Source organism: Lysobacter tyrosinilyticus, assembly GCF_054779815.1.
The window spans coordinates 386,800-402,946 of sequence record NZ_BAAGXN010000001.1 but is presented as its reverse complement, the minus strand read 5'-3'; the positions used below and the strand labels follow the sequence as shown (position 1 = coordinate 402,946).

Here is a 16,147-nt window from a genome sequence, read left to right as displayed (position 1 = left end):
TTGTGCGTCAGCTGCGGGCCAAGGTCCGTCCTACAGCAACGGCGGCTGCTGCGGCTCCGGCAATCCGTCGACCGTGCCTTCGCCGCGCATCACCTTCTTGAACTCGGCGCGCGACACCGACACGTAGCGTTCGTTGCCGCCGATCTCGACCTGCGGGCCTTGCTGCACCGCGCGCCCGGAATCGTCGACACGCAGCGTCATCGTCGCCTTCTTGCCGCTGTGGCAGATGGTCTTGATCTCGTTGATCTCGTCGGCCCAGGCCAGCAGATATTGGCTGCCTTCGAACAGTTCACCGCGGAAGTCGGTGCGCAGGCCGTAGCAGAGCACGGGCACGCGCAGGGCATCGACCACTTCGCTCAGCTGCCAGACCTGCGACTTGGCCAGGAACTGCGCCTCGTCGACAAGTACGCAATCGATTCTGCCCCGCGCGGCCACGTCGTCGCGCACGATCCGCTCGAGGTCGTCGTCGCGCCCGAAGGCGACGCCTTGCGCCTGCAGTCCGATGCGCGACGCCACGGTGCCGCTGCCGGCACGGTCGTCGAGGCGCGGGGTCAGGATCAACACGCGCATGCCGCGTTCGCGGTAGTTATGCGCGGATTGCAGCAGGGTCGTGGTCTTCCCGGCGTTCATCGCCGAGTAGTAGAAATAGAGCTTGGCCATGTGATCAGTTTATCCGAGCCCCCCGCCGGCTCCAGGTACACTACGCGCCAGTTCCTGCGGTACCACCATGCTCGGCCTCAATCCTCCCCAGCGCGCCGCCGTCCTGCACACCGACGGCCCCCTGCTCGTGCTCGCCGGCGCCGGCAGCGGCAAGACCCGCGTCATCGTCGAAAAGATCGCGCACCTGATCACCTCCGGGCGCATGCCTGCGCGCCGTATCGCCGCGATCACCTTCACCAACAAGGCGGCGAAGGAAATGCGCGAGCGTATCGCCAAGCGCATCAAGGGCGACGCCGCGGATGGGCTGACCATCTGCACCTTCCACGCGCTGGGATTGAAGTTCCTGCAGATCGAACACGCCAAGGCCGGGCTGCGCCGCGGCTTCTCGGTGTTCGACAGCGACGACACCGGTGCGCAGCTCAAGGATCTGTTGCCGCCCGGCAGCAAGCCGGACGTGCTCGACAACGCGCGCAACCTGATTTCGCGCGCCAAGAACGCGGGTCTGTCCCCGGAAGAAGCACTCGCAGTCGCGCAAAGTCCGCGCGAAATGGACGCGGCGCTGCTCTACCAGAAGTACCAGCAGCGGCTGACCACCTTCAACGCGGTGGACTTCGACGACCTGATCCGTCTGCCGGTGCAGCTGCTCGAAGCCGACGAGGATCTGCGCCTGGGCTGGCGCGAACGCATCGGCTATCTGCTCGTCGACGAATGCCAGGACACCAACGACGCGCAGTACCGCCTGCTCAAGGCGTTGGCGGGCACGAAGGGGCTGTTCACCTGCGTGGGCGACGACGACCAGTCGATCTACGCCTGGCGCGGTGCCAACCCGGACAACCTGCTGCAGCTGGGCAAGGATTATCCGACCCTGGAAATCGTCAAGCTGGAGCAGAACTACCGCTGTTCCAACCGCGTGCTGCGCGCGGCGAATGCGCTGATCGCGCACAACTTCCACGAGCATCCCAAGACGCTGTGGAGCGACCAGCCCGACGGCGAACGCATCCGCGTGTGGGAATGCCGCGACAATTCGCACGAGGCGGAGAAGGTCGCGGGCGAGATCCAGTTCATCGCGCAGAAGAATTCCGCGCTGTGGAGCGACTTCTGCATCCTGTTCCGCGGCAACCACCAAAGTCGCCCGTTGGAAAAGGCGATGCAGCTGCTGCGCATCCCGTATCACCTCAGCGGCGGCACCGCGTTCCTGGAACGCCAGGAAGTGAAGGACACGCTCGCCTGGCTACGCCTGATCGCCAACCCCGACGACGACGCGGCATTCCTGCGCGCGGTGCAGGCACCCAAGCGCGAAGTCGGCGCGACCACGCTGGCGAAGCTGGCCGAACTCGCGCACGGTCAGCACATGCCGATGTCGCGTGCGGCCGAATCGGTCGGCGCGTTGAAGCAACTGGCACCGCGCGCGGCGAACGCGCTCGATGGCTTCATGCAGATCGTGCGCTCGCTGCGCGGCGAAGCGCAGCGCCTGAGTCCGGCCGAACTGGTACGCCTGCTCGGTGAGAAGTCCGGAATGCTTGCGTCGATCCGCGCGCAGTGCAAAGACGAAGCCAGCTTCCAGCGGCGCAAGGAAAATCTCGAGGAACTCGCCGGCTGGTTCGATGGCGGCAAGGGTTCGGGCCCGGGCGAACTTGCGGCGCAGCTCGCGCTGCTCTCGCACGCCGACAAGGGCGAAGCCGGCAACCAGGTGCGTCTGATGTCGATGCACGGCGCCAAGGGCCTGGAATTCCGCTACGTCTTCATCATCGGCTGTGAGGACGGCACGCTGCCGCACGACATGGCGCTCGAAGAAGGCAGCCTCGACGAAGAACGACGCCTGCTCTACGTCGGCATCACCCGCGCGAAGGAGCAGCTGTGGCTGTCGCACTCGCGCGAAGCATCGCGCTGGGGCGACAAGCTGCGACTCAAGCCAAGCCGTTTCCTCGACGAATTGCCCGCTGCGGAATTGCAGCGCGACGGCGCGGACCCGGTCGCCGATGCCGCGCGCAAGCAGGAACGCGCGATCGCCGGTTTCGCCGCGATCAAGGCATTGCTGGAAGGCTGAGCGGTTCGCGATCCGACAACGTCACACTGCCGCGCGGCTTCGCTAAACTCGGCCGGTTCTTTCGATCCGGCCTGCCCATGCGCGTTCCTGCTCCGCTGACCCTTGTCCTGTTCGCCGCCACGCTGGGCGGCTGCGCCATGCAGCAGGTGGCCGCGCCGCAGCCACCCGCGCCACCGGTGCTCGAGGCACCGCAGGGCCCGCCCGCCGATGACAGCCTCAATGCCACGGCGTGGTTCCAGACGTCGCTCGAACGCGACCTGGTCTACACCGCGATCTATCGCGCCGCCGGCCAGCGCCTCGATGCGGCCCTGCGCGACAAGCGCTGGGACGCGCTGACGAAGGACGAGCGCAACAACGATCCGTCGAAGTTGCCGCCCGCGATCATCGTCGACATCGACGAAACCGTGCTCGACAACTCGCCCAGCACGGTGCGGCAGATCCGCGAACACCGCGGCTTCAACGAAGCCGCCTGGGGCGAGTGGGTGAACGAACGTCGCGCCAAGCCGCTGCCCGGCGCCGCGGAATTTCTCAATGCCGCGGCAGCAAAGGGCGTCACCGTCTTCTACATCAGCAATCGCGACGCCAGCCTCGCCGACGCCACGCTCGCCAACCTGCGCCAGGCCGGCTTTCCGATCAAGGACGACGGCCAGTTCCTCGGCCTGGGCACTTTCGTCGAAGACTGCGAACAGAACGGCTCGGAGAAGAGCTGCCGGCGCCAGCTGGTCGCGCGCAAGTACCGCGTGCTGATGCAGTTCGGCGACCAGGTGGGCGACTTTGTGCAGATCCTTGCCAACACCGGCGACGGCCGCCGCGCGGCGATCGCGCCCTACCAGGCGTGGATCGGCGAACGCTGGTGGCCGCTGCCCAATCCGCTCTACGGCAGCTGGGAGCCGGCGCTGTTCGACAACGACTGGCACCAGCCCGAGGGCGCACGCCGCGCGGCGAAGGAAGCGGCGCTGGACGACGCGCGCCACTGAGCGCCGCGGCACGATGCGCCGTTGTCTGTCCTGAGTTGTCTGTCCTGACCCCAGCAGGCGAGCCGCAGCCAGCGCTGCGGCTCGTCTGACCCGTCGTCGCGCGACACCAGGCGCGCGCCGGCAAGCTCGTTATGTCATGCGTGCGGCTGATGCACCATGCGGATGTACGGCTTGCTCGCCGTCCATCCTTCCGGGAACAGCTGCTTCGCGTCTTCATCCGATACCGATGCCGCGATGATCACGTCCTCGCCCGGCTTCCAATTGACCGGTGTGGCCACCTTGAACTTCGAGGTCAGTTGCATCGAATCGATCACGCGCAGCACTTCGTCGAAGTTGCGCCCGGTGGTCATCGGATAGACCAGTTCCAGCTTGATCTTCTTGTCCGGCCCGATGACGAAGACGGTGCGCACGGTCTGGTTGTCGGCCGGGGTGCGGCCGGCCGCGCCGCCCTGCGTGTCGGCGGGCAGCATGTCGTACAGCATCGACACCTGCAGGTCGGAATCGCCGATCACCGGATAGTTCGGTGCGAAGCCCTGGGTTTCCCGGATGTCGTTGGCCCAGCGTTTGTGGTCGTCGACCGAGTCCACGCTCAGGCCAATGACCTTGACGTTGCGCTTTTCGAACTCGGGCTTGAGCTTGGCCATGCAGCCCAGTTCGGTGGTGCAGACCGGGGTGAAATCCTTGGGATGCGAGAACAACACGCCCCACGACTCGCCCAGCCACTCATGGAAGGCGATGCGGCCTTCAGTGCTTTCGGCGGTGAAGTTCGGGGCAGTGTCGCCAATCCTGAGTGCCATGGTCGATCTCCTGTTGCCGTGCTGGCGCCCGGTGGGGAGCGGCGCGGCCGGCGACGCGGTTCGAGGGGCGCGCTCGAAACGTGCGGACGGTTCCGCCTGCAGCGCAGGCACGCTGCGGGCTCTCTTATACGCCCGCCCATGGCAGACAGAGCGACCACGCATCGGGTGTCACCCATAGAACTAGGCATCTATAAAAATCAGATAGTTACAATGACTAAAGAAAGTGTTGCTTAAAGCCGGGACCCGACTTACCCTGTCGCCATCCGGTCTCGATCGGAATCGCGCCACAACCAAGTCCACCGGCCTCGGCCGGATTGCGGGAGGCCTCGGCCTCCCTTTCTTTTTGCCGAATCGCGACCGGCTCGGCTTGCCCGCCCCCGCTCCCCCGACCACACTCCCGGGGCACTGGGGAACCGCCATTCATGTCCACTCCGATCCGACGCGCTATCGCCGGCGCCTTGCTGGGCTGGCCGTTTTTGCCGCCGGCTGCAACCGCAACGGCCCGACGCAGGACACGCCGACGCTGCCCGCGCTGGCGGTGCAGCAACTCGTGGACGATCTGCAGCGCGACGACCTCGCCGCGTACGCCCGTCATGCCGTCCCGCCAGAGCTGCATTCACGGCTCGAGACGGCCTGGACGCAAGGGCGGACGCTGTGGCCGCTCACCGAACTGCCGTTGGACCAGAAGTTCCAGGGTTTCATGACCGCCCTGGCCGAGCCGGGCTCGGAGCAGAAGCTGCTGGCCGCCTATCGCCGCCAGTTCGCCGGAGCCGACACCGAGATCCGCACCGCGGCGACCACGCTTGGCTTGTTCACCACGCAATACGTGTCCAAGGAAGCCGCCTACAGCGATACCGAGCGCGACCACTACCGCCAGCTGATCGCTGCACTGGCCCGTTGGGGCCAGCGCGCGCCGCTGGGCGATCCGGCCCGCGCCCGTCGGCTGATTCCGCAGATCACCCTGGCTGCCCGCGCCACCGGCCTGGGTGGGCCGGACGGCCTGCGTCGGGCGGGCATGGAGCGCAGTCTGGAACGACTCGGTCCCTTCTTCGTCCGCGTGGAACGGGGGTTATCCCAATACGGCCTCGACTTCGATGCGGCCTTGTCCGGCATGAAGATCACACTGACCGAACAAGTCGGCGACCAAGCGCGGGTACGGGTGCAGTACACGCTGGCCGGGCATCCGATCGACGCGTTCGTGCAGATGGAGCGCCGCGAGGGACGGTGGTACCTCAGCGATTTGCTGCGGCGGGCGGAGACGGAAGCAGGGGCGGGGGTCGTGGCGGATCGAAGCCACGCCGGGGGTCAGGTCCGATAGGCGGATCCGGGGGCGGCCGCGGGCCAGCACCAGGACGACGTCGAGGCGATTGTTTGCCGTTCCCAGCCGCGCGCGCGGCATCGGCTCTACGGTTGCCGGGCGCTATCGCGGGCGGGCACCGGCATAATCCCCGGAATGCCGAATCAGACTTCCCTTTTCCCGGACGATCCCACTCCCAAGCAGGGTCGGCCGGACGAATCCCAGACACCCCCCCGCGCCGAAACCGCGGCGGCACCGAACGAGGCGGGCCAGCCGGACGCACCGACCGAAGCGCCCCGGGCTGACCGCGAATCCGCCTCGAACCCAACCGAAGCGCCCGTCCCTACCGCCCCGCCCGGCTTCGCCGCCGACCCGCGCCCCCCGGCGCCCGGCCGACGCCCGCTGTGGGCACGCCTGCTCGGCTGGCTGCTGGAACCGTGGGTCGAACTCAACATCGAACCCGCCTCCCCGGCCGATCACGTCGCCGCCCTGGGCGGGCGTCCGGTCTGCTACGTGCTCGAGGACTACGGCGTCTCCAACGCGCTGATCCTCGAGCGTGCCTGCCGCCAGGCCGGCTTGCCCACCCCGCTGCAGCAACTGCCGGGCGACCCGCTCGGCCGCAAGCGCGCCTACCTCGCGCTGTCGCGTCGCAACGTCAGCACGCTGGCGCCGCTGGCCGACACGATCACCGACACGATCACCGGCACCAAGACCAGCACGCCGCCTTCGGCGAAGACCCATTCGGGTTCGCTCGCGCGCCTGCTCGAAGCGCATCGCAAGCATCCCGAGCTCGACGTGCAGCTGGTACCCGTGTCGATCTTCGTCGGTCGCGCGCCGGACAAGAGCAGCGGCTGGTTCTCGGTGCTGTTTTCTGAAAACTGGACCCTGGTCGGCCGCTTCCGCCGCCTGCTCGCGATCGCGCTCAACGGCCGCGACACCCTCGTGCAGTTCGCCCCGCCGGTCTCGCTGCGCGAGATCATCGAGGAAGACCTGCCGCCCGAGCGCACCGTTCGCAAGCTCTCACGCGTGCTGCGCACGCATTTCCATCGACTGCGCGCCGCGATCATCGGTCCCGATCTGTCGACGCGACGCCTGCTGATCGACAGCGTGCTCGCCGCCGATTCGGTCAAGGAAGCCATCGCCGACCAGGCCGCGCGCGACAAGACCTCGCTGACCGAAGCCTGGAAGAAGGCGCACGGTTTCGCCTACGAGATCGCCGCCGACTATTCGCATCCGGTAGTGCGTTCGGCTAGTTTTCTGCTGACGTCGGTGTGGAACCGCATCTATCGCGGCGTGCTCGTGCACCACCTCGACAAGCTCAAGCAGGACGCGCCCGGTTTCGAAGTGGTCTATGTGCCCTGCCATCGCAGCCACATGGACTACCTGCTGCTGAGCTACCTGCTCTACACCAAGGGGATCGTGCCGCCGCACATCGTCGCCGGCGTGAACCTCAACCTGCCGGTAGTGGGCACGCTGCTGCGCAAGGGCGGCGCGTTCTTCATTCGCCGCAGCATCCGCGGCAGCGCGCTGTATTCGGCGGTGCTGAGTGAATACGTCGCCCAGCTCGTCGCTGGCGGCTATTCGATCGAATACTTCGTCGAAGGCGGGCGCTCGCGCACGGGTCGCCTGCTGCAGCCCAAGGGCGGCATGGTGTCGATGACCGTGCGCGGCTTCCTGCGCCAACCCACGCGTCCAGTGTTGTTCCAGCCGGTTTACATCGGCTACGAGAAGCTGATGGAAGGCAACAGCTACCTCGACGAGCTCACCGGCAAGCCCAAGGAGAAGGAATCGATCTGGCAGCTGCTCAGCGGCATCCCCAAGGTGCTGCGCAGCAACTACGGCCAAGTGGTGGTGAACTTCGGTGAGCCGATCAAGCTCAACGACGTGCTCGGCGAGCACGCGCCGGAATGGGACGGCAAGCCGGTGCCGGAAGACGAAAAGCCCAAGTGGCTGGCCGACACCGTCGACACGCTCGCCCAGCGCATCAACATCAACATCAATCGCGCTGCGGACGTGAACCCAATCAACCTGCTCGCGCTGGCGCTGCTGTCCACGCCCAAGCATGCGATGGGCGAAGCCGACCTGCGCGCGCAGATCGCACTGTCGCAGAAGCTGCTCGCCGATCTTCCGTACTCCGATCGCGTGACCGTCACGCCACACACGCCCGAGCAGATCATCGCGCACGGCGAGGAAATCAATGTACTGGAGCGCACCAAGCACCCGCTCGGCGACGTGCTCGGCGTCGACGATGAGAAGGCGGTGCTGCTCAGCTACTTCCGCAACAACGTGCTGCACCTGTACACCGCGCCGGCATGGATCGCGTGCTGCTTCCAGCACAACCGCCGGATGAGCCTGAATCGCGTGCTGGAGCTCGGACGCAGCGTATATCCGTTCCTGCAGTCCGAATTGTTCCTGCCATGGACGGAAGCGGAATTCGGCGAGCGCCTGACGAGCACGGTCGATTTGTTCGTACGCGAAGGCCTGCTTGAGCGCGTCGGCGATGACGACGGTGGCATCCTCGCGCGCAACGCAGGACAGACCGACGAAGTGTTCCGCCTGCGCGCCATCGGACACTCGCTGCAGCAGGCGTTCGAGCGCTACTACATCGCGATTTCGGTGCTCGCCAAGAACGGCGCCGGCACGCTCGGCGCGGGTGAGCTGGAAAGCCTGTGTCATCTCGCCGCGCAACGCCTGTCGCTGCTGTATGCGCCGGCCGCGCCGGAGTTCTTCGACAAGTCGCTGTTCCGCGGCTTCATCCAGAAGCTGCGCGAACTGAAGCTGGTGTGGCCCGACGAGAACAGCAAGCTCGCCTTCGATCAGCGCCTGGCGACGTGGGCGAAGGACGCGAAGGTCATTCTCGGCCGCGAGTTGCGGCACACGATCGAGAAGATCAGTCCGGAGACGAGCAAGCCGGACGCGCCGGCGGCGTGATCCGCACGCAGGAAAAAGGCGGGCTTCGGCCCGCCTTTCTTTTTGCGCGTCTGCGCGGTGATTGCGCATGCGCAATCGAGACCACCTTGGACCGCGCGTAGAGCCGAGTCTGCTCGGCACGCTCTTGCCACGAATCAACGGCGTGCCGAGCAGGCTCGGCACTACGGCTTAGGCGGGTTCGTCGGGAATCAACGCCGATTCCAGCTTCGCGATGCAGTCCTTCAGCCAGAGCTTGCGCTTCTTCAGGCGCTTCACGCTCAATTCGTCGGCGGATGCATCGGCGGTCAGCCGTTCGATAGCGAGATCGAGATCGCGGTGCTCGAGCTTGAGCTCGGTCAGCTTGCGCGAGATGGCGGCGGGATCGTCGAGTTCGATCATGGCGTCAGCTTACGCTGCCGCCGCGGCCGGCGCATGACATTCCGCGCGGTACGGTGCGGCAGTCGAAACTGCCGCACCGGGTGCCTCAGTTGAACTTGAACAGCGCCGGACGGGGCTCACCGTCGCCAATGTAAAGGTCCAGGCGGCGGCATTGGTTGCGCAGTGACGCGGCGGCCATCCAGTCGAGCTGGTAATAGCCATTGCCGAGGTTCTGCAGCTGAGCGTTGCTGCCGCCGTAGGTGTAGATGCGATTCTCCGTGGCGACGGGACAGCCGATCACGGTTGAACCGACATTGGCCATGGTCAGGTTGGACACTGGAGCGCCCTGTGCATCCACCACGCGCCAACGCAGCGATACCGAGCGGCCGGCCTTCAGCACGTTGAGCACCGACGGGTTCTGCACGGGCGTATTGAAGCCCTGGAAGCCGTAGACCACGCGATAGGCTGCCGCGGCCGTGGCCGTGTTGCCGGCCAGATCGGTCGCAGTACAGCTGACGGTCTTGTTGCCGACGCTGGCGGTCGCCAGCATCGCGCAATCCTTGGTCGACAACCCCGACAGCGCGTCGTTCGCATTCGGCAGGGCGCTGGTATTGGCGTTGAGCAGCAGCGTGCCCGGCGTGACTACCGGCGCCAGGGTCGGCGCGGTGCGATCGATCTTCACCGTGACCACATTGCTGGTCGCGCTGTTGCCGGCCGCGTCGGTCACGCTGCGCGGCGCGGAAGCGATCGCGTTGCCTTCGCCACCGAGCACCTGTGCGGCCGGACAAGCGACGACACCGGAAGCGGCATCGCTGCAGCTGTAACCGACGGCGACATCGCTCTTGTACCAACCGGCTGCATTCGGCGCGGTGGTCGCGGCTGCGGTGATGACGGGGGCGGTGGTATCGCGCTTCACGGTCACGCTGCGGACCGTGGTGCCGCCGACGCTGGTCGCGGTGCAGGTGAAGGTGGCGCCGGAGGTGTCGCTGGTCAGCTGCACCGTATTGCAACCGGTGCTGCTGACGCTCGAATCCGGATCGGCCACCTGCCAGCTGATCTGCACATCACCCACGTACCAGCCGTTGTTGCCGAGCGTACCGGTCACGCTCGGCGTGACCGTGGGCCCGGTGGCATCGACGGTCCAGACATGGCTAGCCGGGCTCGCATCGCGAAGACCGGCCTGGTCCACGGCACGCACCGAGAAGGTGTGCGTGCCGGAGGCCACGTCGGCGGTGAACGACGAGGCACAGGCGACATACGCCGCACCGTCCAGGCTGCATTCGTAGCTGGCGATGCCCGAAGTGGCATCGTCGCCGGCGAACACGAAGCTCGCGCTACCGCTGCTGCCATTGTCCGGCGTGGCGGTGAAGTGCGTGTCCGGCGCCACGGTGTCGCGACGCACGGTGATCGTGTTGGTCGACGTTCCGGCGATGCTGGTCGCGCTGCAGGTGATCTGCGTGCCGGTGGTGTCGGCATTCACAGTGCGCGCATCGCACTCCGGCGTCTGCGTGTAGGTCGACTCCGGTTCGTAGATCGCGAAGCTGACCTGCACGTCGCCGATCGCCCAGCCGTTGCTGCCCCAGTTGGCCGACTGCCCGGCGATGATCTGCGGTGGCGTGGTGTCGACCGTGAAGGGATAGCCCGCTTCCAGTTCGTCGCGGTTGCCCGCGGCGTCGATGGCGCGCACATAGAACGAGTGACGACCATGGGCGAGGTTGTCGTAACGCTTGGGCGAGGTGCACGGCTGCCACTGATAGCTGCTGTCGAAGCGGCATTCGTAAGCAACTACACCCGAAGTGCCATCGCTGCCATCGAACTCGAAGGTCGCACTGGTGGCATTGATGACCGCTGCCGGCTTCGCGATGAGTCGCGTGTCCGGAGCGGTCGCGTCACGACGCACCGTGATCTGCTGCGTCGTGCTGCCGCCCTGGCTGGTCGCAGTGCAGGTGAACGTCGCACCCAGCGCGTCGCTGCTCAGCGTCGCCGGTTCGCAACCGACCATCGACATGACCGGTGTTTCGTCGTCGCGCACCTGCCACTGGATCTGCACGTTGCCGGTGTACCAGCCGTTCAGGCCCTGCTGACCGGTCGCGGTCGCGAAGACCTGGGGCGGGGTGGCGTCGGTGAACCAGTTCTTGTAGGTCGGCGCACTGCGATTGCCGGCGGCGTCGACCGCACGGATCAGCATCTCGTGTACGCCCGGCGCGAACGTGCGCTGCAGCGGCGAGGCGCACGCCGCGAAGGCGCCGCCATCGATGGAACACTCGAAGCCGGCGAGTCCGGAAAGCGGGTCGAAGCCATCGAACTCGATCGTGGCCAGCGCGCCATTGGCGGTGAACGAACGCACCGACACGTGCGGCGGAAGCTGGTCCACCTTGACGTGCACTTCCTTGTGCGTCAGGCCGCCAGCGCTCTCGGCGTGGCAGAAGAAGCCCGCATCCGGCGTTTCCCATTGAACCTGCACGGGATCGCAGCCGTACTTGAAGCGGATCTCCGACTCGGGATCGGTCACCGCCCAGCTCACTTCGACCGGACTGACGTACCAGCCGTTGTCGCCCGCGGTGCCGGTGATCTGCGGTTCGATCAGCGGCGGCGTGTCGTCGATCGACAGCACGTAGTCGCGACGCACGGCAAAGCCGTTCTGATCGCGGCCTTCCACGGTGATCGGGTAGCGGCCGGTTTCGTGCCAGGTGCCGTGCAGGATGCCGTTCGGATCGAGGAAGAAGCCCCAGGGCAGGCTGCCGGCCACGATGGAATAGGTCGGGTTCTGCACCGGGTACGGCGACTCGCTGCGCAGCTGGAACTGCACGTTGAGGTATTCGCCCGGACGGATGCCGCGCAGGTTGTCCGGATCGAGCACCAGTCGCGGCGTCATCCACGGCTCGCCCCAGCATTCGCGGCGGCCGTCGGTGCGAATCGCGCAGGTGTGGAAGTTGCCTGCCGATACCGCCACGAAAGTGCCTTCCGGAACATTCTGCAGTTGCCCGCTCCAATTGGCGCCCCAGCACAGCAGGCGGCCGTTCGTGCGAATCGCACAGCTGTGATTCGTGCCGACCGACAGTGCGCGGAAGGTGGCGAATTCGGGCAGCTCGCCGGGTTGGGTCGGATCGAACGGCAGGGACGGCCCCATGCCCCAGCAACGGATGTGCAGGTCGCTGTCCAGGCTGCAGCTGTTGCGCTCACCGGCCTGGATGCTGAGGAAGCCACGCTCCGACATCGGCGGCAGCGGCGGCAGCGGCGGCAGCATCGGCACGTTGGTTTGACCGTCGCCGTTGTAGCCCCAGCATTCGCCATGGCCATCGAAGCGGACGCCGCAGCTGTGCATCAGTCCGGCGCTGAGGCCGCGGAATAGCCCCTGCGGCGCGATGGTCTTGCCGTTGGTCTCACGACCCCAGCATTGGGCGCGACCATCCAGGGCGAGCACACCACAGGCGTGTTCGTAACCCAGATCGAACTGGCGCAGCGGCTCGGCCGGCAGGTTTTCGCGCACCATGTCGTTGTTGCCGAAGCACTGCAGCGATCCGAGCTCATTACGCGCGCAGGTCGCATCGAAGCCACTGCTCGCAGCGCTGAAGTGCTTGCCGGGCGCCGGATCGGGGTTGAAGCCACCGAAGCAGCTGAGGCGGCCGTCCGGAGTGATCTGGCAGTGATGATGGTCGCCCGCGGCCAGCTGGCCCATGCTGAAGACGCCTTCCCACGGCATGTACGGCGGACCCGGCGGCGGCGGGCCCGGTTCGTAGTTGACGTTCCAACGCACGTCGCCCCAGCAGGCCACGGTCCCATCGATGCGCACGCCGCAGTTATGGAACGCGCCGACGCTGAGCGCGATGAAGCGGTCCTGCGACGGTGGCGTGCTCTGGTTAGCCCAGTTCTCGCCCCAGCACTGCACATGACCATCGGGGCGCAGACCGCAGGTATGGCTCACTCCGGCGCCGATCGCGGTAAACAGTTCGGCCGGCGGCGTGGCCTGACCGGCCCAGTTCTCGCCCCAGCAACGCACGCTGCCGTCGGGATGCAGACCGCAGGCGTGCATCGCGCCCGCCGTGATGGCGATGAAGCCGTTCTCGGTGGGCACCTGCTGTGGATTCATCGCCCCCCAGCATTCAGCGCGACCATTGGCACGCAGGCCGCAGGCGAAGTTGTCGCCCAGACTCAGCGCGACGAAATCCCCCGGCGGCGGCGATGGCAGCTGGTTCCAGCCGTTGGCCGACCAGCACACGACGTTGCCTTCGGGGTTCTGCCACGGTTGCTCGCGCACACGCAGACCGCAGGTGGTGGACATGCCGGATGCCAGCGCGGTGTAGGTGCCGGTTGGAATCGGCGACGGCTTGGGTGGCATGCCCGGCGGCGGCGGCGGCGCACCCGGTGGCAGCGAGTAGCCCTGGCCCCAGCATTCCACGCTGCCGTCGCCACGCAGGCCGCAGGTGTGCTGGAAGCCGGCACTTAGCTCGATAAAAGTGCCGGGCAACGGCTTGGCTTCACCGTCGTAGTTGTCGCCCCAGCACGAGGCCTTGCCGTCCTGGCGCAGGCCACAGGTGTGGTGGATGCCGGTTGCCAGCACGCCCACCCCACCACGTCCATCCGGAATCGCGCCTTCCTGGCGGAGCTGCGCCATTGCGGGCAGCGTCGCCAATCCCAGGCACGCGAAAAACAGACCGCGCAACGCGCGGCCGAGCCGATTGCTCATCGAACCCCCAAGTCCTTGTTCCCCTGTACGCGTCAGGCCGCGTACTGACCAGTCCGGCGATCCATTGCCTCGATGCGCTCGGCTTAACGAGTATGCCAGAGCCAATGCGACCGCCGTCACAGCATGATGCCGAAACCGCGTCGCACAGACCGCGACAGTGACGCCGAGGGTAGGCCCGGACCACGACGGTAGAATGACCACCGCACTGCCTGTCCCGAGCCCTGTTTTCGTGAGCCTGCTTTCGTGAGCGTGACCCTGCCCCTACTCGAGCCCGTTCCGCGCGCCAGGAAGCAGGCGCACGAGGTGAACAAACTCGCCAAGCGCCTGCGTCATCAGGTCGGTCGCGCGATCGCCGACTTCGGCATGATCGAGGACGGCGACAAGGTGGTGGTGTGCCTGTCAGGCGGCAAGGACAGCTACACCATGCTCGACATCCTCCTGCAACTGCAGCAGAAGGCGCCGGTCAAGTTTGAACTGGTCGCGGTAAACCTGGACCAGAAGCAGCCGGATTTCCCCGCGCACATCCTGCCGGCCTATCTCGAATCGATCGGCGTGCCGTACAAGATCCTCGAGCAGGACACCTACTCGGTGGTCAAGCGCGTGGTCCCGGAAGGCAAGACCATGTGCTCGCTGTGCTCGCGCATGCGCCGCGGCGCGCTGTATTCGTACGCGGAGGAGCACGGCTTCACCAAGATCGCGCTGGGCCACCATCGCGACGACCTGGTCGCCACCTTCTTCCTCAACCTGTTCTTCCACGCCAAGCTCGGCGGCATGCCGCCCAAGCTGCTCAGCGACGACGGCAAGCACGTGGTGATCCGTCCGCTCGCCTACGTGCGCGAGGACGACATCAGCGCGTATGCCGAGGCGAAGCAGTTCCCGATCATCCCGTGCAACCTGTGCGGCTCGCAGGAGAACCTGCAGCGCAAGCAGGTCAAGCGGATGATGGAAGCCTGGGAGAAGGAGACGCCTGGCCGCATCGAGACCATCGCGCGCGCGCTGGGCGACGTCCGCCCCTCGCAGCTGAACGACGCCAAGCTGTTCGATTTCCTCGCGCTGGGACGGCACGGCGAGGCGTCGCTGCCGGACGCACATGCCTGGCTGGCCGGCGAGTCGCACGCAACCGGCGACGACAGCGCCTGAGTCGCGGATAATCGCCAGCCGCTCCTTGACCGGAGCGACTGCAATCCAACACGGGTCCGGCACGACCGGACACGAACCACGGCAGGGAAGCCAGCACTCGGATGCGACAGCGCGCGCTCCGCTTCAACGAATGGTTACTGAATGTTCTTCCGCAACCTCACGCTGTTCCGTTTCCCCACCACCCACAAGCTCGACGACCTCGACACCGGCCTGAACGAGTGCCAGCTCAAGCCGGTCGGTCCGCTGGAACTGTCCAGTCGCGGCTTCATCTCGCCGTTCGGCCGTGACAGCGAAGTGCTTGCTGCGCGTCAGCGCGACGCGATCTGGTTGACGATGGGCGGCGAAGACCGCCTGCTGCCGGGCGCCGTGGTCAATGACATGCTGGCGAAGAAGCTCGAAGAAATCGAAGCGAAGGAAGGCCGCAAGCCCGGGGGCCGCACGCGCAAGCGGATCAAGGACGAGCTGATCACCGACCTGCTGCCGCGCGCGTTCGTGAAACCCAGTCGCACCGATGCGCTGCTGGATATCGAGCACGGCATCGTCGTGGTCGATACGTCCAGCCGCAAGAACGGCGAGAACGTGGTCAGCGAGATCCGCCGCGCGCTCGGCAGTTTCCCCGCGTTGCCGCTGAATGCGGAAGTCGCGCCGCGCAGCGTGCTGACCGGCTGGGTCGCGGGTGAGCCGCTGCCGGAAGGCCTGTCGCTGGGCGACGAATGCGAGTTGCGCGACCCGATCGACCAGGGCGCGGTGGTCAAGGTGCAGCGCATGGAGCTGCAGAGCGACGAGATCACCAAGCACCTGGAGTCCGGCAAGCAGGTCACCCGCCTCGCGCTGACCCTGGATGACCACGTCTCGTTCGTACTCGGCGAGGACCTGGTCGTGCGCAAGTTCAAGCTGCTCGACGGTGCCGTCGACCAGCTCGAATCGACCGAACGCGAAGACCTGCACGCCGAACTCGACGCGCGCTTCGCGCTGATGAGCGGCGAAGTGAAGCGCCTGTTCGCGGTACTGGAGAAGGCGCTGAAGCTGTCGAAGGCCGAAGCCTAAGAATGCGAGGCGGGCTCCGGCCCGTCCTCTGTATTGCGACCGACGGGCGGAGCCCCGTCCATTCCCCCGACATCGCTCCGACACGGGGCACGGCGATCACTCGCCGCGCGGACTGCAGGAAGCGCCGCGTCGCCAATTCCTGCAGGAACTCGATGCCAACGATTACCGCTGAATGCGCGGCTACGCCGTGTCGTCGCCGCGATATGC

General features: G+C 66.5%; 10 protein-coding genes. 6 read left to right on the top strand and 4 right to left on the bottom strand.

The genetic code is table 11. From position 1 onward, the window contains the following. Positions 1 to 30: 30 nt before the first annotated feature. Positions 31 to 660 (bottom strand): thymidine kinase, encoded by a 630-nt coding sequence (locus ACYVGK_RS01710; protein WP_460731500.1) that lies wholly within the window; start codon positions 658 to 660, stop codon positions 31 to 33. Between the two features lie 67 nt (positions 661 to 727). Between ACYVGK_RS01710 and ACYVGK_RS01705 the strand changes: the two genes are divergently transcribed. Beyond that, a complete protein-coding gene (locus ACYVGK_RS01705; protein ID WP_460731499.1) occupies positions 728 to 2,707 on the top strand; it encodes a UvrD-helicase domain-containing protein in 1,980 nt (659 codons plus the stop codon). A 77-nt stretch (positions 2,708 to 2,784) separates the two neighbouring features. Further along, on the top strand, positions 2,785 to 3,684 hold the full coding sequence (locus ACYVGK_RS01700; protein ID WP_460731498.1) for a 5'-nucleotidase, lipoprotein e(P4) family: 900 nt from the start codon (positions 2,785 to 2,787) through the stop codon (positions 3,682 to 3,684). Between the two features lie 134 nt (positions 3,685 to 3,818). Here the strand turns inward: ACYVGK_RS01700 and ACYVGK_RS01695 are convergent, their stop codons facing one another. After that, on the bottom strand, positions 3,819 to 4,481 hold the full coding sequence (locus ACYVGK_RS01695; RefSeq protein WP_460731497.1) for a peroxiredoxin: 663 nt from the start codon (positions 4,479 to 4,481) through the stop codon (positions 3,819 to 3,821). 223 nt (positions 4,482 to 4,704) lie between these two features. Here ACYVGK_RS01695 and ACYVGK_RS01690 point away from each other — a divergent pair, with 223 nt between their 5' ends. After that, entirely contained in the window at positions 4,705 to 5,799 is a 1,095-nt protein-coding gene (locus tag ACYVGK_RS01690; RefSeq protein ID WP_460731496.1) for a hypothetical protein, read from the top strand. A 135-nt stretch (positions 5,800 to 5,934) separates the two neighbouring features. Further along, positions 5,935 to 8,709 (top strand): glycerol-3-phosphate 1-O-acyltransferase PlsB, encoded by a 2,775-nt coding sequence (plsB, locus tag ACYVGK_RS01685; RefSeq protein WP_460731495.1) that lies wholly within the window; start codon positions 5,935 to 5,937, stop codon positions 8,707 to 8,709. A 168-nt stretch (positions 8,710 to 8,877) separates the two neighbouring features. Here the strand turns inward: plsB and ACYVGK_RS01680 are convergent, their stop codons facing one another. Both ACYVGK_RS01680 and ACYVGK_RS01675 read right to left on the bottom strand, forming a co-directional pair. Further along, a complete protein-coding gene (locus tag ACYVGK_RS01680; protein ID WP_460731494.1) occupies positions 8,878 to 9,087 on the bottom strand; it encodes a YdcH family protein in 210 nt (69 codons plus the stop codon). A gap of 85 nt (positions 9,088 to 9,172) precedes the next feature. After that, a complete protein-coding gene (locus tag ACYVGK_RS01675) occupies positions 9,173 to 13,753 on the bottom strand; it encodes a PxKF domain-containing protein (RefSeq protein WP_460731493.1) in 4,581 nt (1,526 codons plus the stop codon). A gap of 243 nt (positions 13,754 to 13,996) precedes the next feature. Between ACYVGK_RS01675 and ttcA the strand changes: the two genes are divergently transcribed. Both ttcA and ACYVGK_RS01665 read left to right on the top strand, forming a co-directional pair. Then, the gene (ttcA, locus tag ACYVGK_RS01670; protein WP_460731492.1) at positions 13,997 to 14,893 is read left to right on the top strand and encodes a tRNA 2-thiocytidine(32) synthetase TtcA; all 897 of its coding nucleotides are present in this window, start codon (positions 13,997 to 13,999) and stop codon (positions 14,891 to 14,893) included. A gap of 141 nt (positions 14,894 to 15,034) precedes the next feature. Then, the gene (locus ACYVGK_RS01665) at positions 15,035 to 15,940 is read left to right on the top strand and encodes a recombination-associated protein RdgC (RefSeq protein ID WP_460731491.1); all 906 of its coding nucleotides are present in this window, start codon (positions 15,035 to 15,037) and stop codon (positions 15,938 to 15,940) included. Positions 15,941 to 16,147 lie beyond the last annotated feature (207 nt).